The organism is Chryseobacterium sp. 14P4.3.2, from assembly GCF_057799275.1.
In genome coordinates this window covers 85,255-103,284 of the sequence record NZ_JBYOKO010000009.1, presented here as the reverse complement: position 1 = coordinate 103,284, position 18,030 = coordinate 85,255, and the positions used below count along the sequence as shown (strand labels likewise).

The window sequence follows — 18,030 nt, the reverse complement described above, 5'->3', positions numbered from 1 at the left end:
AAAAAGCTTCAGCGGGCGGCTCCGCCGCCCGCTGAAGCTGAAGTTTTAAACTCTGAAATTAAAACTCAGGTTTCTTTATTTAAATTTTTTCTTAAAACTGAATTTAAGCATATTCATCAGTCCCGGCTCTATGATATCAATCCCTAATCCGAAGTTGCTGTCAGCTACCATATGATGATCCATCCTGAATTTCTCAAACTCGGTCTGCTGGATTTCTACGTTCACCAAAGGATTAAATTCTATATACACACTTGCTCCATTTTTGGCAACCTTTTTACGGCTTTTATAATCAAAATAAGGATTGGCTATTGTACTTTCCTGTACCGTATATTTTTCTTCAGTGTCTATTTTCTGATCTGTAGAAAGATTTATCTCATATTTCTCACTATCGAAATTATGCCAGAATGGTAAATCTTTATGCATAAAATCCCGAGCACTTGCTTTCACAACATTCCGGTCGAAATACATCAGAAAACGGTTCTTTTGCAAATCTGTATAATAAGGGTTATCAACTACAGAAGTATATTGAATCTTAAGTTCATTTTTCTTTTTATCATCACTTATAACATCAATGGCGGCCTCCCTGAATATATTTCGGATATCAGTACCGTTCCGGTCATTAGAATAATTAAGGCTGTAATAAAAGAAATTATTCCAGCTGTCTATAATTTCCCTTTTATTAGTAACTTTAAAATACTTTCTCATTGCATTAGCCCGGTTCCCTTTGTATGTGGTAATCAGATTCAGCTTTCCGACGCTGCCCTGTACATTAAAATCTACTTTTTCATCAATGCAGTAATAGGCATATTTATGAGGCTTTCTTATCTGAAGTTCCTGATCCTCCTTTACTTCCAGATAGTGCATAAAATATATAAATCCACGGTTTTCAATCAGTCCGAACTCATCACGGATGGTGGCATCAACAAAATACTCCTGCCCTTTGTAATTGATTTTTACAACAACATGATTGAAATTCAACAGTGATGGCAGATAGTATTTAATATAATAATCTGTACTAAAATTAACCAGAACCACTGAAGCATCTACTCCGATATAATCCAGAATAACCTTTAGCAAAACAGACTTTGCTTTGCAGTCTCCCTGCTTATTTTCATAAGTTATAGCAGGTTCCTGCGGTTTGTGCCCGTTCATCTCATCTGCATTGAAGGTATAATAGATATGATTCTGAACATATTCTATTGCAAACTGTAGTTTCTCATCAAGATCGGTAATAGCATCAAGCTTTTCCAGAAGGTTGGGTGCAAAATCCTTTAATGATGACTTGTTGAAAATATCATTATAAATAGGAACAATATAGTTGGAAAGATCCTTCCAGTTGCTTTCGGTAGCAAAGTCTATATAAGGGAAAATTTCACGGCTTGAATCTACAGGGTTAATATAATTCTGCTTATCAATTACAAAACGTTCTCCTTTTTTTAAATGACTGATTTCGGGTTCCAAAACATGGCCCTCTTCATCTCTGAAAAATGTTTTCTTATAGGCAATGGTCTGTTCACGATCATTGATGAATGTAAATTTAAAACTCCCGTAAGCCCAATAATTATCAGGACTTACCCATACATATTTTGAAAATTCTTCTCTCAAAAAATCACGTTCCGTAAAAACCTTGATTCTGGAATCTTCCAATACCAGTACATCATACAGCCTAAGATCTCTGATGGTAATATTAATCTTTTTGTTACTGCTTAAAATCCCTCCGCTGCTCTGATTTTCGCTGTCCAGTACTTTTATTTTCGTATCAGGGATTTTATCAATCAGGACTCCGTCTCTCAGAACACTGATTCTGTGGATCTGATAGACCTCATTTTCTTCCACAACAACATCCATGACAGAGGCTCTTTCAAGATTCCCGGGTTCATTCAGTGTATAAGCCATACAGGTATACTCACTGTTTTCAGTATTGCTTGTGTAATATTTTCTGTCTAAGAAATAGCAGTAATCCCTGCCTTCATCAATTTGTTTTCTGGCAAATTCGGAGTCTGTAATTCGATCTTTTATTTCCTGATCTCCAATATTTCCTGCCCATGTTTCAGGTTTCTGAATCCTGTAATTGTCAACTTGAATTTGATTGTCCATATGTAGTATAAAATTGTGTGTTTTGGTTGTCATCCTTAAGAACTTCAAATTAAATAATTAAAAAAGTAAAAAACAATAGAAGAACTGCTACAATTCATGAAAAATTCCGGCATGGTAATTGCCAAGTATGGTCTAAAATCAAGTTTATGAAAATTATAGCAACAATTCTAAAAGGAACAGTTCCTGCGTTAGCATTATTTGCAATGACACAATGTACAAATAGTGCCAAAGTATCCGCTGATGAAAAAACATTCATCGTAGGGCCTCAAACTGCAGACTGTACCGGAGTAGCTCCTATGAAATGTCTGCAGGTAAAAGATAGTGCTTCAGGAGACTGGACTAATTTCTACAATAATATCGAGGGGTTCACTTACGAGCCAGGATATGAATATGTTTTAAAGGTAAAAACAGAAAAAATTGCTAATCCGCCAGCTGACGGTTCTTCTATAAAATACACGTTGGTAAAGCAGGTTTCTAAAACGAAAAAAGAAACTGCTTCTGCTAATGAAAAAACACTTATTATTGGAGCCAACACGGTAGACTGCTCAGCAGGAGCCGGACGTATGAAGTGTATGCAGGTTAAGGAGAAAGCTTCTGAAAGCTGGAGCAGTTTCTACAACAATATAGAAGGATTCACCTATGAACCTGGATATGAATATGTTTTGAAAGTAAAAACAGAAAAAATTGCTAATCCTCCGGCTGATGGATCTTCAATCAAATACACATTGATACAACAAGTTTCTAAAACGAAAAAATAACAACAAAAACTCCCGGGAAGATTTTTCCCGGGAGTTTTTCTTTATTCAGGCTGGGAGCTTTTTTTGATTTCAATAGCTTTTAGCTTCCCGGTTCTAGCTTTCTTTCGAATACCCTGACTCTTTTTGAGGCGGGTCAGGATATTTACCTTTATTAGCCTCTCCTACAGTATTTGCTGTAGTCATGGCAACCACAAGATCATTCAGCATGCCGCTTGCTGCAGTAGGCGAATTGGGAAGAAGAACCAAACTGCTTCGGTTGCTTGCTCCTACAGAATGTAAAGTATCATAATGCTGGGTCACCACAATAAGAGCTGATGCTTCGTATGAGTTGATATCTACATTATTCAGCATTCTTACAGACTCTTCAAGGCCTTTTGCAATTTCTCTTCTCTGGTCAGCTATTCCCTGCCCCTGTAATTTTTTAGACTCTGCTTCGGCTTTTGCCACCGCTACAATTCTGATTCTCTGTGCTTCAGATTCATATTCCGCAGCAGTCTTCTCTCTTTCTGCAGCATTTATCCTGTTCATGGCATGTTTTACCTGCTCATCCGGATCAATATCAGTAACCAATGCCTTGATAATATCATATCCGTAACTGTTCATTGCTTCCTGAAGTTCACTTTTCACAGCAATCGCAACGTCATCTTTTCTAACGAAAACATCATCCAGTTTTAATTTTGGCACTTCCGCTCTCACTACATCAAATACAAAAGAAGTAATTTGATTTTCAGGATTTTCCAAACGATAATAAGCGTCTCCTACCTGATTTCTGATTACCTGATACTGAACAGAGATTTTCATTTTGATGAAAACATTATCCAATGTTTTAGTATCAATCATAACATCCAGTTGCTGAATTCTCAAATTCAGCCTTTTAGCAATCTGATCTATAATAGGAAGTTTAAGGTGAAGCCCGGAATGTTTTACGGCCTGGAGTTTCCCAAAACGTTCTACAATAGCTGCAGTTTCCTGTTTTACCACAAAAAACGAAGCGAATAAAATAATCAATCCGAAAAAGATAATGGGTATAAAAAAAAGACTCATAGTTTTATAATTTTTTAATGTGTCGTCATCATTTCTTTTTTGTTAAAATAAAACTTCACATTGTGTTTCATTAAATATAATAAAAATAAATGTACGCTTACCACAACATTAATGGATTGAAAATCAAACTCGTTACTTACAGATTAATTTAAGATAAGATTGTTTTAAGAAAAAACTTAATTTTGACTATAAATTATCCTGTATGGTTGATGCTAAAGAAATATTAAAAGGTCATATTTCAAAATTCACTTCTCTTTCAGATGAACAGTTTGATTATGTTTTCGGACATTTTAATTTAATTAATTTAAAAAAAGGACAAAGCCTGATTTCTGAAGGTGATTTTGTAGATCATGAGTATTTCGTATTTGAAGGCTGTCTTAAAGCATTTTATCTCAAGGATGATGTAAAAATGTTTATTCTCCAGTTTGCAATGCCAACGTGGTGGGTCACGGATTTTGATGCTCTTTACAGTAAAAACAGAGCTACAATCAATGTAGACTGTATCACCAATGCCGGTATTTTATCTATATCCAATGAAGACCGTGAAAAGATCTGCAGTGAAATTCATGAAGTTGAGCATTTTTTCAGATGGCGTACGAATAAAGGCTATGTAGCTGCGCAAAAACGACTCCTCTCTTTCATGAATAATGATGCGAAGTTCAGGTATGAAGAGCTTCTGGCGTTATATCCTCAATTGTACAATTTGGTTCCCAAACATCTGATTGCAGCTTATTTAGGAGTATCAAGAGAGACTTTGAGCAGGCTTAATCAGTCTAAACACTAATTTTTTTCTCCTTTTAAAACTTATATTTAGTGATCTACATCACATAACTTTCTCTCGGATTCGGCTGAACTTTGTCCCATCATTTAAACCCAATTAAAAATGGACACAAAAAGTTTTATAATAGACAGCCAAAAAAGTTTAGCTGAATGGACCGGAAGAAAAGTAACAGGAGCTCATAACGGAACCATAGGATTGAAAGAAGGACATTTCACATTCGGAAACGGCAACATCCTGTCAGGGAAATTTGTAATCAACACAAAATCAATTACCATCCTTGATATAGAAGATCCTGAAACCAATACTCAATTTGCAAATCATCTGGCTTCTGATGACTTCTTCAACTCAGACCAATATCCTGAAGCCGTTTTTGAAATTACTTACGCTGAGCCAGGTGACAGTAATCTTTACCATGTAAAAGGTGATCTTACCATTAAAGGCATTACCCATTCTCTTGAAACAACGTTACAGATGGTGAAAAAGGATAACACTGCTGTTTTAGAAGCAAAAATTGTAATTGACCGGGCAAAATTCAATATCAGATTCAGATCTGCCAATTTCTTTACCAACCTTGGTGATACTCTAATCTATAACAATTTCGATCTGAATATTCATTTAGTTGCAGAGGCAGCCAATTCATTAATATCATTAAAAATTTAATATTATGCCATTTATAACCATAGATGTTTTACGCGAAGATATAAGCCGCGAAAAAAAACAGGAATTAATTCAAAAAGTAAGTGAAGTAATCACTACCGTTTTAAATAAAGATCCGCATCTGACCCACATAATGATTAACGAAATCGACAATGATAACTGGGGATATGCAGGAGAGCAGGTTTCAGTGTTAAAAGAGCAGGGATTTTCAACCGAAAAAAAGTAAATCAGATATGAAAAAACAAACCGTACTTATCACCGGAGCATCATCAGGAATTGGTTTGGCGACCGCCCGCTATTTTTTAGACAGAGGGGATAATGTAGTCATCAATTCACAAACAGAGTCGAAATTACAAGCCGTTTATAATGAACTGAAGGCTGGAGAAAATCTCGCGATGGTTGCCGGAGATGTTTCGAAAAAATCAACAGGAGAAGCATTGGCTAAAACTGCTCTTGAAAAATTCGGTTCAATAGATGTTTTGGTCAATAATGCAGGAATCTACGAAAACAAACCGTTTTTAGATGTAACGGAAGAATACCTGGACAGATTTTTATCAACCAACTTAAAAGGAACATTCTTCACAACACAGGCTGTACTTCCTCAAATGATCAAACAGAAAGAAGGTGTGGTCATCAACATCGGAACACCGCTGGTTTATCATGCAATTGCACAATCTCCGTCCACAGCCCCAATTTCCAGCAAGGGAGCGATCCATGCTTTGACATTGCAACTGGCTGCAGAATTTGGAAATGATAATATCAGAATAAACACCGTTGCACCAGGGCTCATAAGAACACCGATGCATGGTCATGACCTTGACAACAACGCGGGACTTCATTTGATTAACCGTATCGGAGAACCCGAAGAGGTTGCCCAGATGATTCATGCAATTGCCAAGAATAAACTTATTTCAGGTGCGATCATCAATGTAGACGGAGGAATGGGCGCAGGACATCGTTTATAAAAATGAAAATTCTAATTTTACTTGCATGGCTGTTTATGATACCAATAAACAGCTATGCTCAAAAAATAAATGTCATGAACACATACAAAACAGAAGAAACGGAAATAAGAAACATCATTAATGCCTATTATTTCAAAGGAATTTATGAAGGAAATACTGAGCTTTTAAAACATATTTTCCATAAAGATGCTTTGCTTTTCGGAGATATAAAAGGGGTTCCGTATTATAAGACCTCAGCACAGTATATTGAAGGAGTGGGAAACCGCGTAAGTCCGGAAAAATCCGGAAAAAATTTTAAACCAACCATCTTATCAGTGGATGTGATCAACACAATTGCTGTGGTAAAATTAAATGTAAAAATGTACGATTTCAATTACTATAATTTTATAACTTTTCATAAGATTGACGGCCAATGGCTTATTGTCAACAAGACGCTGACCGATGTAGAATGTTAATCTATTAATTTTACCAAAATAATCCAATATTATGTGGAATAAAAATAAGATAACAGATTTACTTGGCATAGAATATCCTATCTTTCAGGGGCCTTTTGGAGGCGGACTTTCAACTGTAGAACTCACAACAACGGTTAGTCGGCTTGGCGGTCTGGGAGGTTATGGTGCCTATACTTTATCTCCTCAGGATATTTTTGATGTTGACCGGCAAATCAAAACGATTACAGATCAACCTTATAATCTGAACCTTTGGGTGAGCGATCATGATATTATTGATCAGGAACACACGGAGAATCTGTACCAAAAAGCGGTAGAGGTTTTCAAGCCCTATTATGATAGTTTAGGTATTGAAGTTCCGCCTCTTCCGCCCTCCTTTGAATCAAGATTTCAGAATCAGCTTCAGGTTATTTTTGATATTAGGCCTAAGGTCTTCAGCTTTATGTTCGGACTTTTGGATCCTGATATTATTGAAAAACTGAAAAGCCAGGGGACAGTTATCATTGGAAATGCAACCACTGTGGATGAAGCCACCGCCCTGGAAAAGACGGGTGTAGATATTATTGTAGCTTCAGGTTTTGAAAGTGGCGGCCACAGACCTTCATTTCTGGAGAAAGCTGAACTTTCAACCACCGGAACTTTTACTCTGATTCAACTGATCAGGGATAAGGTTAAAATTCCTGTGGCTGCAGCCGGAGGAATAGCCAGCGGGCGTGGCATTGCCGGAGCTTTCAAACTGGGGGCAGATGCTGTACAGGTTGGCACTGCATTTTTAGCTACCGAAGAATCCGGAGCGCTGCCTCTGCACAAGGAATTTTTGTTTTCCGAAGCTTCAAAATCTACAACCCTCACCAGAGCATACACCGGAAGATTAGGGCGCGGAATTACCACAAAAATCACAAGAGATGTATTGACCGCTACGGATAAAACATTGCCATTTCCTTTGCAGACTCATTTTATGAGATCTTTGAGAAAAGCTGCAATGGAACAGCAAAAGAGCGATTTGGTTTTCTTCTGGTCTGGGCAGATTGCTCCTATTCTGAAACACAAAAAGGCCTCCACTTTAATGAAATCATTAATAGAAGAGGCTTCTGAATTATTAAAATAATTAGAATTTACACCGTCATTCCGATGTCTATTCCTTTAATTTTCCGGTAAAGATCTGTAGCATAATTATCTGTCATTCCTGAAACGAAATCAATAATTCCCAAAACCTTCTGATAGTCTGTTCCGCTCTCATAGAAGAACTGCCTCGGAAGTAGTTTTAAGGCTTTTTTATCATAAGATTTTCTTTCATCCTCCGGTTTCAAAATGGAAGGGATAAAATGATCCAGTAATTCGTACATTACGTTATAGCCCGCATTTTCAATTTCCACCACTGCTTTGTGGTTGTAAATTTTTTCAATAGAAAAAGATTCTATATCCTGCAGTGCATTATTTTCCGATTTATAAATATCAAGCAGTCCTTTATCCAGATTTCCTTCCAGAATTGTTTGAAAATTCTGCTTATAAGCTTCAAGTGATTTGTTGATTAATGCATTTATAGCTTTTGCTCTCAGATAGGATATCTTTTCATTTTCATTGGAGATGGAAGCCAGTTTATTTTTTACTTTATCAATATCGCTGCTTTCAGATTTTACCAGTTCAAAGAAAAGGTTTTCACAATCTGAAGTAGATACAATCCCCAATCGGTGAGCATCTTCCATATCAATAATATTGTAGCAGATATCATCCGCAGCTTCTACCAGCCATACAAAAGGATGCCTTTTGAAAATATGAGGTTCCTCGCTCTCTGAGATCAGATGTGTTCCCTTCGCAATTTCAAGGAAAATATCTTTTTCATTCTGGAAAAACCCGAATTTCTTTCTGTGAATGATCCCTTTCTTCTTGGCAACGGCTTCACAAGGGTATTTCGCTATACTTGCCAGTGTAGAAAAAGTGAGTTGAATACCTCCGGCATCTTTTCCCTGCTGCTGCTGGGCCAATACTCTGATGGCATTAGCATTCCCTTCAAAGTTAACCAGATCAGCCCATTCTTTTTCATTGAATTTGGATTTCAGGTCATTCTCATTTCTTTCAAAATAACTTGCAATAGCATCTTCCCCGGAATGTCCGAAGGCAGGGTTTCCTACATCATGACATAAACAGGCTGCTGCAATTACATTTCCTAAATTATATAGATAAAAGTTCTTTGAATCTTCCGTAAGTTCATTTTTAAAATCTTCAGCAATATATTCACCAATAATACTTCCTAAACTTCTTCCTACAGAGGACACTTCCAGAGAATGCGTCAGCCTGTTGTGCACAAATACACTTCCTGGAAGAGGAAAAACCTGAGTCTTATTCTGCAGTCTTCTAAATGCGGAAGAGAAAATAATCCTGTCAAAATCTCTTTGAAAATCAGTTCTTGAAGCTTTGGTATGTGGATTGTTTCCTGTACGTTGATTGGTGAAAATCTGGTTTAAATTCATCATTTTTCAAAATTACTCCAAATTTTAGTTTTACGGAATAGTATTTGAACTTTTATTCAAAAGCTAAACTATGCCTGAAGGTCCCTCCATTATATTAATGAAAGAAAACCTGCAGCCTTTTGTCGGAAAGAAAGTGACAGGAGCGTCGGGTAATGCAAAATTCGATAAAGAACTTCTTATCGGTCAGAAGCTTCATGAGATCCGTACTTTCGGAAAACAGACCTATCTTGTTTTTGATAAACAGGCTGTACGCATTCACCTGCTGATGTTCGGGTCATATAGTATTAATGAACAGAAGAAACCTGATCAAAGCCTTCGCCTGTCACTTAATTTTAAAACTGAAAGCATATATTTCTATACCTGTTCCGTCAAATCTGTAGATCTTGATTATTTATCTGGCATCGATTGGGAAGCTGATGTGATGAGTGACCTATGGAATCCGGAAAAAGCAAGGAAAAAACTGAAGTCCAAACCAGAAATGATGGTATGTGATGCCTTGATGAACCAGGATATTTTTTCGGGTGTAGGAAATATTATTAAGAATGAAGTTCTGTTCAGAATTGGTGTTCAGCCTGAAAGTCTTATCGGAAATCTGCCGGCAAAAAAACTGAAGGAGCTGATTGCCGAAGCCAGAAATTACAGTTTTGATTTCCTGAATTGGAAACGGGAATTTGTTTTAAAGAAACACTGGTTGGTTCATTCAAAAAAAGCTTGTCCGATATGCGGGCAAAAACTGGTAAAAAAACAAACTGGCTTAGGAAAACGAAGAAGCTTTTACTGCGAAACAGATCAGAAGCTTTATTAATGCATTCCAACAACTCTTCTCATCAAAAGTCTATTCACAAAATCTATTTTGACCAGTGTTTTTTCCATTCATGAAAAAGCCTGAAAACGTGCTATATTTGAGGTATTCAATCAATTTTTATCTATCGGTAAACGATGAACAATAATAACCGGAAATAAAACTCAAATTATTATACAATGACAGAGAATACATGGATCAACAGGTGGAACGACAGATACAGCAGTGAGGAATTTGCCTATGGTACAGAGCCCAATAATTATTTAAAAGAACAGTTAGAAAAACTAAAACCCTCCTCTATCCTTTTTCCCGCGGAAGGTGAAGGAAGAAATGCCGTTTTTGCAGCCACCAAAGGATGGAATGTTTCAGCTTTCGATATCAGCAGCGAAGGAAAGGCTAAAGCTTTACTGCTTGCCGAAAATCAAAATGTCATTATCGATTATCAGGTTGGAGAACTTCAGAACCTGAATTTCCAAAAGGAGCATTTTGATGCTATTGCTCTTATTTATGCCCACTTCCCTGCGGATATTAAATCTTCTATTCATATAATGCTGAATCAGTATCTGCGTAAGGGAGGCTTCATTATCTTTGAAGCATTCAGCAAGAATCACCTTGAATATGTGACGAAAAATGAAAAAGTAGGCGGACCAAAAGATATAGGATCCTTATTTTCAATTGACGAAATCAAAACTGATTTTCCCGATTACAAGATCTTAGAACTTGAAGAAAAGGAAATTGAACTTAACGAAGGGTTATTTCATAACGGAACCGGTTCAGTGATCCGTTTCACAGGTCAGAAACATTAGTCTTATCCGTCAGAATTCAAAAATCCACCGGCATATTTTGTGAAAAAATCGGACCTGTAAACTTCTCCGATAGGAATCTCAGATTCATCAATATATATATTATGATTGTCAAATGAATCTATAAAGTCAATATTGACTACATAAGATTTGCTTACGCGCAGAAAGGTTTCCCATACAATTTTCTGGTGGATCGTTTTGAGATTCATTGCAGTGATAAGCTTCTGATGTCTGGTATGAATTACTACATAATCCTTTAATCCTTCAATAAATTTAATACCTGAAAAGTTGATTTTATAAAACCTTCTGTCGGCTTTAATGAATAAAAAATCTGCTGCATTGGATTCAACAGTATTTTTCACCGTATCTTTAGATAGAAGTTCTGTGTAGAGAGCAGCTTTTTCTACAGCCTTTTCCAGTCTTCGGGGATCAATGGGTTTCAGGAGATAATCTACCGCTTCCAGCTCATAGCTTTTTAAAGCATATTGGGAATAGGCTGTGGTGAAAATAATCAGTGATTTTTTTGGCAGCATTTCAGCAAACTCCAGCCCTGTGACCATTGGCATTTCAATATCAAGAAAGATAAGGTCTACATCATTCGTTTTAAGAAAGTCCAGTGCTGAAGGTGCATTGGAAAATTCTCCAAGAACCTCGGTGTTAGAGGTTTCAATGATCAACGATCGCATTTCTGCTCTTGCCAACGGCTCATCATCTACGATTATACAATTCATACTGGAATTTTTAAGTTAACGGTATATTCTTTTTCCCCGGAAATAATATCCAGTTCAAAAGCTTTTCCATAAAGGAGTTCAAGCCTTCTTTTAATATTGGCAAGTCCTAATCCTCCATAGCTGGTATTAGATGCAGTAAAATTTGAGTTTCTGGAATTCGTACAGGTAAAGCACAGCATTTTATTTTCCATATCAATATTGATCTTCACATAAGAATCTGTACTGCTGATGTCTACACTATGTTTGACTGCATTTTCTACAAAGGTGGTAAATAAATTGGGAGAGATAAAAGTACTTTTTATAGTTCTGCTGTCTATATCTACATTGATATCGAATGAAAAATTATCGCGCCGTATCTTTTCAAGATTGAGAAAATTGGAAAGAAAATCGATTTCTGAAAGCAGCAGGGTTTTCTCTTCCCCATTCTCATACAGCTGGTATCTCAGAAATTCTGAAAGCTTTACAATGACTACCGATGCTTTTTCGGGGTCTGTTCTGATAAGCGCTTTTACATTATTCAGCATATTAAACAGAAAATGCGGATTGATCTGATTCCTGAGCTCATTCAGTTCCATCTGCAGGGTCAGATTACTGAGTTCTGTGATTCTCCTGGTATCACTGATCCACTTTTGCAGCAGTTTTACTGTAGTAGTGGTCATAATAATAGGAATACACATGAGTACTCCTTCATAAATACTGCCCCTGTCCCCTACTTTTTTCAAGTTTTCCACTCTGAAGTCTTCAAAAAAGAATTTAAAACCATACCCTATCATATTAAGTCCCACAACTCCCATCAGCACAAGCAATACAAGATAAGTGATGTATTTTGTTCTAAAGAAAAATCTGGGAACCAGAACATAAATGTTGATATATACCATCCCGATCAGCACCATGTAGACAAAGCATAAAACATAATACTGATACACGCCGGAATACCAATGCCAGAACCTTGCAGTATAGATAAGCACGAAAAAGAAAATAAGAAATATACCATGGCGCCAGAACCTGAACCGGTTTTCTACCAGAAAGTCTATAACCATTGTATCCTTAAATTTTGGTGTTCCGTATTTCATAGTATGCTCCCAGAGTTTTAATACAAAGCAAAAATAGAGAATAACGCAAAGAATATCTATACTATTATACAAACCCTGATTTTTTTTATACGAATTCTAATACATCCGGATTTCGTATAAATTACAAGCCGTTTGGTATAAAAACAAATTTGCACAGTCTTTTTCTGCATTTCTTTGTCCTGTTCAATTTTTTATGCACATGGAATTAGCCGTTTTTCAGGAACTTACAGAAGAAATAACCATAGAATGTTTTTATATGACAGAATCCCAGCAGGAAGAGAAAGTAATACAGCTTATTGATCTCCATCATTTTGTGGAATGTTATCAGCAGGAAATTCGGATTTTAAATTACATTAACCATCCTGTTAATATCATAGAAGAAAATGGGATTAAGAAAGGGATCCTGTTTTATGACCTCAAGTATTCTTCCCCATTTGACTGGAATGTCTTTGAGGAGTTTAAAAGGCGGAACAGACTTAAAGAGATCTGGTTTGTCTTTGTGGAAGAAGATTCTGTGCCCAATACGATCCGCTATACCGATTTTATGGCAGAGAACAGCATTGAAATATTTTACGACAGAATATTCCTGTTCAATTTTTTTCAGTCTTCCATCTTATCCTTAAAATAATAATATGAAAGTATTAAGAAGAGCCCTTCTTCCCTTTGCTATGCTGCCTTTGAAAAGCATTGTGTCTGCACAGAAGAAAGACAGTATTCCCCTGAAGGTAAGAGCTTATTTTGCAGATAAATTTCCGCAGAACCGTGATCTGAACGTCGATTTTACCCAAACAGGTCCCTATCAGTTTTCATCAAAACTTCAGGGAGCTGACCTTCCTGACAATAAGGTAAAAAGTTTTCAGCAGGTAAAAGCAAATGCCAATATCTATTTTATAAAAAATAAAAACCTGCTGCTGAGTACCTCTCTGAACTATCGGTACACAGCATTCAATACCGAAGAACCCATGATCACTGATGCCAGTACTCAGGATCACTATCATTATCATTCTGAAGCAGTAAATCTGAGCTATTTTTCAAAACTGTTTCAAAAGATTGCCATCTACACTGCCAGCATTTCTACAGATGGAAGTGAACAGCATTTTGAAAGAATCAGAGGAACAGTAACCGCCTCACTCATCCTGAAAGCTGCACCAAAGACAAAGATGATGGTAGGTATTGCCGGTTTTATAGATCCCAGTAGTCAGATACCCGTTCTTCCGATCTTTACCTATGAAAATAAATTCAATAATGGCTGGGTACTTGATGTGCTTCTTCCTAAAAAGGTACTGATCAGAAAGGACATTTTTGCCAACGGGAGAATTTCTCTGGGAACAGAGATGGATAATACTACCTTTTATATATACAGGAACAGCAGAACCTACGAATTCCGCCAGCTTGAGATTAATTCCGGAGCTATTTATGAGCATAATCTGGGCGGTAATTTTATCGGAACCTTAAAAACAGGAATCAGAGCGGTTCCTCAGGCAAGAGTTTTTGACAAAGAAGAATCTTTTAAAGACTATATTTTTAAAGCCAGTTATCAACCCTCATTTTATGTCAATGTCGGAATATCTTATAATCCTTTTGGAAAACCTGGAGCAAAATGATTTCAGGCTTTTCGAAACCATTAAAAAGCTTTGGAAAAAACGAAACCGAAGTTTCTGAATCTATCTTGTTTAATGAAGCTGATACGTATTGTTAAGTGGTAGGCTACAATCCAATTCCCCTACATTTCCCAACTACTCTTTTTTAAAAATCAGTGCGTTCCCATCTTTGAAAACACATTAATAATGATGACCCCGATCACGATCAGTGCAATGCCAATAATTGCAGGAACATCAGGCACCTGCTTAAAGGCCAGGACTCCAATGATCGTAATAAAAATAATTCCTACTCCGGACCAGATAGCATAAGTAATTCCTACCGGAATATGACGTAGTGTAAGACTCAAAAAATAAAATGCACAGGCATATCCTATAACCGTTACCACAGACGGCCATAGTTTTGAGAATTCTTCAGATTTCTTTAGAAAAGTAGTGGCTATGATTTCAAACACAATAGCTAAAGCAAGAAAAATATAACTGCGTCCCATAATTTATTCTTTCTACAAAAGTAACAAAAGTGAACTTCCATTCCTAAAAACAAATCCCTGGAAATGAACAAAAAAGTGATCATAAAAAACGTCTGTATTGCCTATCCCATTGACTTTTAATCCCGGTTTAGAGATAAATAATTCATAGAAAAAAAATGGCTTTTTTGTGAAGGCTTATGATAAATCCAAAATAAAAATAGCCGTAATCAACTAATATAAAGAAACTTAAATACACTTCCAGTTATCACATCATTTATCTGACATACGTTCATAGCTGGTGTCAGCTTTTTCATCTTTGTGACAATATAAATATTTCCCCTTGTCATGAAATCTGACAACTGACAAAAACTTTTGTTAAAAAAATACAGCCTAAAATAAATTTTATTAACAAAGAAATCAGATTTACGCTAAAATTTTCCGTCTCAAAAAAACATTTTACAGAGGTATTATGTAACGCATTATTTATTTTTTGTTTTATCAAGTCCAATACAGAAGTCTTTAAACGGTTATCGTTTTCACATAATTTTACAGACAGAACAATAAAAGTATTAATAAATTCTCAATAATATATTAATTTATTGTAAACAAAAAATCACCAATAAATGAACAATAATCACCGTAAAGCACTGATATACATCATAATGTTTTGCTTTGGCACGTGATTTGAAAGTAGTAATATTGCAATTGAAAAATTGATAAAAAAAAGTCAAATAATTAAAAATAATACAAAATGGTAACTTATATCGGTATCGCAACATGTTTAGTAGTGTTCACATCATATTTCATGACAGCAAGAAGAGAAAGAAACTAATTCTAAAATAAAATAAGCCTATAGAATATCTATACTAATTATATTGTTTTATGTTTTTAGGCTGAGAAATCAGTTGCTCTTTTACTCAATGGAGTAAAAGGGCCCAAAAACATAAGCAGAAAGATCTTAGTTTCATAACAAATTTTAATATCCAATGAGTAAAGCCGGACAATAGTCCGGCTTTACTTTTTTAACCAGCTCAAAAACCTTCCGAATCAGTCTAAAAAGTCATAGCTCTGCAAAAATCTAAACAGAAAAAATAAAGTATCCTCCACTTCCCTACATTATATTCCCTATAATATAAATTGTAAAAAAATAACTTCTTTAATCACCCCAACCTATCCCCATTCCCCATATTCCGTCGTCATTCTCAATTCTCCATTTTCAACTTTCAATTTTCAATTTTCAATTCTCAACTCCCAAAATCCTCCCTGGACCACCCCTTTATTCTCACTCAGGATGTTATACTTCATTCAATAAAACTTTATCTTTGTAAAATTAGAATTATTGATCAGTCATTATGAGCCTGTACAACCTTATTATTCAAGACAAAGAACAAGTAAACCTCAGTGAAGTATTTCTTGATAAAAGTAATAGAGATCATCTTACGCAGCTTATCAAGGAATATACGTACCTTAAAGAACTGCAGGAGTACGGTCTTCCGGTGAACAATAAGATTCTCCTTCAGGGAAGTTCAGGTTGTGGGAAAACAATGACTGCTAAAGCTTTAGCTAACGCTTTAGGGAAAAACATTATCATTTTGAATCTGAGTAATATTGTTTCATCACGTATTGGAGAGACTTCGCAGAATATTAAAATGATATTTGACAAAGCGGGCAGAGAAAGAGCTGTGCTTTTCCTGGACGAGCTGGATCAGATCGGAAAGGCCAGAGGCAGTGATGATAAAGATGTAGGCGAAATGAGAAGACTGGTAAACACTTTACTTCAACTTATTGACTATTATCCTGAGAATGCCCTTTTACTTTGTGCCACCAATCATCCTGAAATTATTGATACTGCACTTCTGAGACGTTTTCAGCTAAAGATCAATTACGAAATGCCTTCTGCAGAATTTCTGGATACTTACTATGATCAGCTGCTGAATCAGTTCCCCGAAGAGATGAGAACTATTGAACGCAGATACTCCATTTCTTTCGCAGAAGCCAAAGATCATGCTCTTACAGCTGTTAAAGCAGCTTTAATCAGGAAACTTGAAGCCAGAGAAACCATACAGTCATGAAAGAAGATATCCTTCACAATATTGAAATCATCAGAAACCGGATAACAGCAGTTTGTAAGAAGACCGGAAGAAATCCGGATGAGATCAGATTACTTTTAGCAACAAAAACAGTTTCTGCGGATCGTATCAGAATTGCTTTGGAAAACGGACATATGCTGATTGCTGAAAATAAAGTTCAGGAGCTGAAGGAGAAATATGAAGATTTAAAGGATATTCCTCATGAAAATCATTTTATCGGCCATCTTCAGACCAATAAAATCAAGGATATTCTGAAATATGATGTAACTTGCATTCACTCTCTGGACCGTCTGGATCTGGCGGAGAAGCTGCATCAGAAACTTCTGGCCGGAAACAAAACAATTGAAGTTCTGATTCAGGTCAATACATCCGGTGAAGAAAGTAAATTCGGGGTTCATCCCACTGAAGCTATAGAACTCACCAGAAAAGTGTCTGAATTATCCACCTTAAGAATAAAAGGATTAATGACCATCGGCCTTTTCAGTGCAGAAACAGAAAAAGTACGATCATGTTTTCAAATTTTAAAAAACCTTCAGCAGGAAATTATTCACGAAAATATTCCCAACGTAGAAATGAAAGAACTTTCTATGGGAATGAGCAGTGATCTGGAAACAGCGATTGAAGAAGGTGCGACAATTGTACGTGTAGGAACAGCTGTTTTCGGGCCCAGAATCTATCCGGACAGCTATTATTGGAACGAGGAAAATACAGAAAAGAATAAAGAGTAAAAAATTAATGCTTTCATTTCACTATACATTCAAAACAGAAATAAAAAACGGCAAAACATTCAAAAATGTGACTGATATCGTACAGGACTCATTTACAGAAAGGGATGTGAATACTATAACCATTGAAAACAATGTCATTACAGGAAAAGATAAGTTGTTCAAACTGGACTTTTCCCAAAGATCTCCGCTGGTGATATCTCCAGGTAAAGAATACTTCATCTATGAAGAGGATACAGGGGTTTTAACTTATAAAATAGAAGCCTTTTATTCAATCCTGTTCAATATAGCCTACGCCGGAATACTTTTTTTAATCTTATATAACTTTGTTCATCACTGGATCATTGAACTGGTAATTCCTGTCTTGTTTTTCATTTTTATTACGGCTATTGAGTACTTTCAGTATCAGGCAGTACTCAACAAAATCTCCGGAAAGTTAAATAAAACCAGACTATAAGCCATATTAAAATAACTCCACTTTCAGCCTTCAAATCCGGTACACTTTTTGATCAT

At 36.1% G+C, this 18,030-nt stretch carries 20 protein-coding genes; 14 read left to right on the top strand and 6 right to left on the bottom strand.

Features of this window, described 5'->3' with window-relative positions; translation table 11 throughout:
• Positions 1 to 75: 75 nt before the first annotated feature.
• Entirely contained in the window at positions 76 to 2,097 is a 2,022-nt protein-coding gene (locus AC27VX_RS14575) for a DUF3857 domain-containing protein (RefSeq protein WP_300687503.1), read from the bottom strand.
• A 146-nt stretch (positions 2,098 to 2,243) separates the two neighbouring features.
• On the opposite strand from AC27VX_RS14575, the gene AC27VX_RS14570 reads away from it, so the two are divergent.
• A complete protein-coding gene (locus AC27VX_RS14570) occupies positions 2,244 to 2,855 on the top strand; it encodes a DUF4377 domain-containing protein (protein ID WP_236854860.1) in 612 nt (203 codons plus the stop codon).
• A gap of 93 nt (positions 2,856 to 2,948) precedes the next feature.
• On the opposite strand, the gene AC27VX_RS14565 is transcribed toward AC27VX_RS14570, so the two are convergent.
• Positions 2,949 to 3,899, bottom strand: coding sequence for an SPFH domain-containing protein (locus AC27VX_RS14565; RefSeq protein ID WP_488696318.1), 951 nt, complete (start codon positions 3,897 to 3,899; stop codon positions 2,949 to 2,951).
• Positions 3,900 to 4,101: 202 nt separating this feature from the next.
• Between AC27VX_RS14565 and AC27VX_RS14560 the strand changes: the two genes are divergently transcribed.
• The 6 genes from AC27VX_RS14560 (at position 4,102) to AC27VX_RS14535 (ending at position 7,862) form a co-directional block, all read left to right on the top strand.
• Entirely contained in the window at positions 4,102 to 4,683 is a 582-nt protein-coding gene (locus AC27VX_RS14560) for a Crp/Fnr family transcriptional regulator (RefSeq protein WP_488696316.1), read from the top strand.
• 99 nt (positions 4,684 to 4,782) lie between these two features.
• Positions 4,783 to 5,340 carry a YceI family protein gene (locus AC27VX_RS14555; protein ID WP_488696314.1) on the top strand — a complete coding sequence of 186 codons (558 nt, stop codon included), beginning with the start codon at positions 4,783 to 4,785 and terminating at the stop codon, positions 5,338 to 5,340.
• 4 nt (positions 5,341 to 5,344) lie between these two features.
• Positions 5,345 to 5,563 carry a tautomerase family protein gene (locus tag AC27VX_RS14550; protein ID WP_300687498.1) on the top strand — a complete coding sequence of 73 codons (219 nt, stop codon included), beginning with the start codon at positions 5,345 to 5,347 and terminating at the stop codon, positions 5,561 to 5,563.
• A gap of 7 nt (positions 5,564 to 5,570) precedes the next feature.
• Positions 5,571 to 6,302 (top strand): SDR family NAD(P)-dependent oxidoreductase, encoded by a 732-nt coding sequence (locus tag AC27VX_RS14545; RefSeq protein WP_488696312.1) that lies wholly within the window; start codon positions 5,571 to 5,573, stop codon positions 6,300 to 6,302.
• 74 nt (positions 6,303 to 6,376) lie between these two features.
• Positions 6,377 to 6,757 (top strand): nuclear transport factor 2 family protein, encoded by a 381-nt coding sequence (locus AC27VX_RS14540; protein ID WP_236854866.1) that lies wholly within the window; start codon positions 6,377 to 6,379, stop codon positions 6,755 to 6,757.
• 31 nt (positions 6,758 to 6,788) lie between these two features.
• Entirely contained in the window at positions 6,789 to 7,862 is a 1,074-nt protein-coding gene (locus AC27VX_RS14535) for an NAD(P)H-dependent flavin oxidoreductase (protein WP_488696310.1), read from the top strand.
• A 7-nt stretch (positions 7,863 to 7,869) separates the two neighbouring features.
• Here AC27VX_RS14535 and AC27VX_RS14530 read toward each other — a convergent pair whose 3' ends face one another.
• Entirely contained in the window at positions 7,870 to 9,225 is a 1,356-nt protein-coding gene (locus AC27VX_RS14530) for a deoxyguanosinetriphosphate triphosphohydrolase (RefSeq protein ID WP_236859507.1), read from the bottom strand.
• A gap of 70 nt (positions 9,226 to 9,295) precedes the next feature.
• On the opposite strand from AC27VX_RS14530, the gene AC27VX_RS14525 reads away from it, so the two are divergent.
• Together AC27VX_RS14525 and AC27VX_RS14520 are read left to right on the top strand one after the other, a co-directional pair.
• A complete protein-coding gene (locus AC27VX_RS14525; protein WP_488696308.1) occupies positions 9,296 to 10,030 on the top strand; it encodes a DNA-formamidopyrimidine glycosylase family protein in 735 nt (244 codons plus the stop codon).
• Positions 10,031 to 10,206: 176 nt separating this feature from the next.
• Entirely contained in the window at positions 10,207 to 10,833 is a 627-nt protein-coding gene (locus AC27VX_RS14520; protein WP_488696306.1) for a class I SAM-dependent methyltransferase, read from the top strand.
• Between the two features lie 2 nt (positions 10,834 to 10,835).
• Here the strand turns inward: AC27VX_RS14520 and AC27VX_RS14515 are convergent, their stop codons facing one another.
• Positions 10,836 to 11,561 (bottom strand): LytR/AlgR family response regulator transcription factor, encoded by a 726-nt coding sequence (locus AC27VX_RS14515; RefSeq protein ID WP_488696304.1) that lies wholly within the window; start codon positions 11,559 to 11,561, stop codon positions 10,836 to 10,838.
• Positions 11,558 to 12,634 (bottom strand): sensor histidine kinase, encoded by a 1,077-nt coding sequence (locus AC27VX_RS14510; RefSeq protein ID WP_488696303.1) that lies wholly within the window; start codon positions 12,632 to 12,634, stop codon positions 11,558 to 11,560. Before AC27VX_RS14510 ends, AC27VX_RS14515 begins: the two co-directional genes overlap by 4 nt.
• Before the next feature lie 199 nt (positions 12,635 to 12,833).
• Between AC27VX_RS14510 and AC27VX_RS14505 the strand changes: the two genes are divergently transcribed.
• Both AC27VX_RS14505 and AC27VX_RS14500 read left to right on the top strand, forming a co-directional pair.
• Complete coding sequence (locus tag AC27VX_RS14505) at positions 12,834 to 13,262, top strand: hypothetical protein (RefSeq protein ID WP_236854872.1); 429 nt, start codon at positions 12,834 to 12,836, stop codon at positions 13,260 to 13,262.
• 4 nt (positions 13,263 to 13,266) lie between these two features.
• Positions 13,267 to 14,238: a hypothetical protein gene (locus tag AC27VX_RS14500; protein ID WP_488696301.1), complete on the top strand. Its 972-nt coding sequence runs from the start codon at positions 13,267 to 13,269 to the stop codon at positions 14,236 to 14,238.
• 149 nt (positions 14,239 to 14,387) lie between these two features.
• On the opposite strand, the gene AC27VX_RS14495 is transcribed toward AC27VX_RS14500, so the two are convergent.
• Complete coding sequence (locus tag AC27VX_RS14495; RefSeq protein ID WP_300687485.1) at positions 14,388 to 14,723, bottom strand: DMT family transporter; 336 nt, start codon at positions 14,721 to 14,723, stop codon at positions 14,388 to 14,390.
• Between the two features lie 1,331 nt (positions 14,724 to 16,054).
• Here AC27VX_RS14495 and AC27VX_RS14490 point away from each other — a divergent pair.
• From AC27VX_RS14490 to AC27VX_RS14480, 3 genes are read left to right on the top strand one after another with little or no spacing between them, the layout of a single operon-like run.
• Positions 16,055 to 16,774, top strand: a complete 720-nt coding sequence (locus tag AC27VX_RS14490; RefSeq protein ID WP_300689496.1) for an AAA family ATPase — start codon at positions 16,055 to 16,057, stop codon at positions 16,772 to 16,774.
• Positions 16,771 to 17,520, top strand: a complete 750-nt coding sequence (locus AC27VX_RS14485; RefSeq protein WP_236854876.1) for a YggS family pyridoxal phosphate-dependent enzyme — start codon at positions 16,771 to 16,773, stop codon at positions 17,518 to 17,520. Before AC27VX_RS14490 ends, AC27VX_RS14485 begins: the two co-directional genes overlap by 4 nt.
• A gap of 7 nt (positions 17,521 to 17,527) precedes the next feature.
• Complete coding sequence (locus tag AC27VX_RS14480; protein WP_488696299.1) at positions 17,528 to 17,974, top strand: hypothetical protein; 447 nt, start codon at positions 17,528 to 17,530, stop codon at positions 17,972 to 17,974.
• The last annotated feature ends 56 nt before the right edge of the window (positions 17,975 to 18,030 follow it).

Excerpts from the sequence above, each read along its gene's own strand:
- AC27VX_RS14575 (WP_300687503.1), bottom strand. The coding sequence starts at position 2,097 with ATGGACAATCAAATTCAAGTTGACAATTACAGGATTCAGAAACCTGAA.
- AC27VX_RS14570 (WP_236854860.1), top strand. The coding sequence starts at position 2,244 with ATGAAAATTATAGCAACAATTCTAAAAGGAACAGTTCCTGCGTTAGCA.
- AC27VX_RS14565 (WP_488696318.1), bottom strand. The coding sequence starts at position 3,899 with ATGAGTCTTTTTTTTATACCCATTATCTTTTTCGGATTGATTATTTTA.
- AC27VX_RS14560 (WP_488696316.1), top strand. The coding sequence starts at position 4,102 with ATGGTTGATGCTAAAGAAATATTAAAAGGTCATATTTCAAAATTCACT.
- AC27VX_RS14555 (WP_488696314.1), top strand. The coding sequence starts at position 4,783 with ATGGACACAAAAAGTTTTATAATAGACAGCCAAAAAAGTTTAGCTGAA.
- AC27VX_RS14550 (WP_300687498.1), top strand. The coding sequence starts at position 5,345 with ATGCCATTTATAACCATAGATGTTTTACGCGAAGATATAAGCCGCGAA.
- AC27VX_RS14545 (WP_488696312.1), top strand. The coding sequence starts at position 5,571 with ATGAAAAAACAAACCGTACTTATCACCGGAGCATCATCAGGAATTGGT.
- AC27VX_RS14540 (WP_236854866.1), top strand. The coding sequence starts at position 6,377 with ATGAACACATACAAAACAGAAGAAACGGAAATAAGAAACATCATTAAT.
- AC27VX_RS14535 (WP_488696310.1), top strand. The coding sequence starts at position 6,789 with ATGTGGAATAAAAATAAGATAACAGATTTACTTGGCATAGAATATCCT.
- AC27VX_RS14530 (WP_236859507.1), bottom strand. The coding sequence starts at position 9,225 with ATGAATTTAAACCAGATTTTCACCAATCAACGTACAGGAAACAATCCA.
- AC27VX_RS14525 (WP_488696308.1), top strand. The coding sequence starts at position 9,296 with ATGCCTGAAGGTCCCTCCATTATATTAATGAAAGAAAACCTGCAGCCT.
- AC27VX_RS14520 (WP_488696306.1), top strand. The coding sequence starts at position 10,207 with ATGACAGAGAATACATGGATCAACAGGTGGAACGACAGATACAGCAGT.
- AC27VX_RS14515 (WP_488696304.1), bottom strand. The coding sequence starts at position 11,561 with ATGAATTGTATAATCGTAGATGATGAGCCGTTGGCAAGAGCAGAAATG.
- AC27VX_RS14510 (WP_488696303.1), bottom strand. The coding sequence starts at position 12,634 with ATGAAATACGGAACACCAAAATTTAAGGATACAATGGTTATAGACTTT.
- AC27VX_RS14505 (WP_236854872.1), top strand. The coding sequence starts at position 12,834 with ATGGAATTAGCCGTTTTTCAGGAACTTACAGAAGAAATAACCATAGAA.
- AC27VX_RS14500 (WP_488696301.1), top strand. The coding sequence starts at position 13,267 with ATGAAAGTATTAAGAAGAGCCCTTCTTCCCTTTGCTATGCTGCCTTTG.
- AC27VX_RS14495 (WP_300687485.1), bottom strand. The coding sequence starts at position 14,723 with ATGGGACGCAGTTATATTTTTCTTGCTTTAGCTATTGTGTTTGAAATC.
- AC27VX_RS14490 (WP_300689496.1), top strand. The coding sequence starts at position 16,055 with ATGAGCCTGTACAACCTTATTATTCAAGACAAAGAACAAGTAAACCTC.
- AC27VX_RS14485 (WP_236854876.1), top strand. The coding sequence starts at position 16,771 with ATGAAAGAAGATATCCTTCACAATATTGAAATCATCAGAAACCGGATA.
- AC27VX_RS14480 (WP_488696299.1), top strand. The coding sequence starts at position 17,528 with ATGCTTTCATTTCACTATACATTCAAAACAGAAATAAAAAACGGCAAA.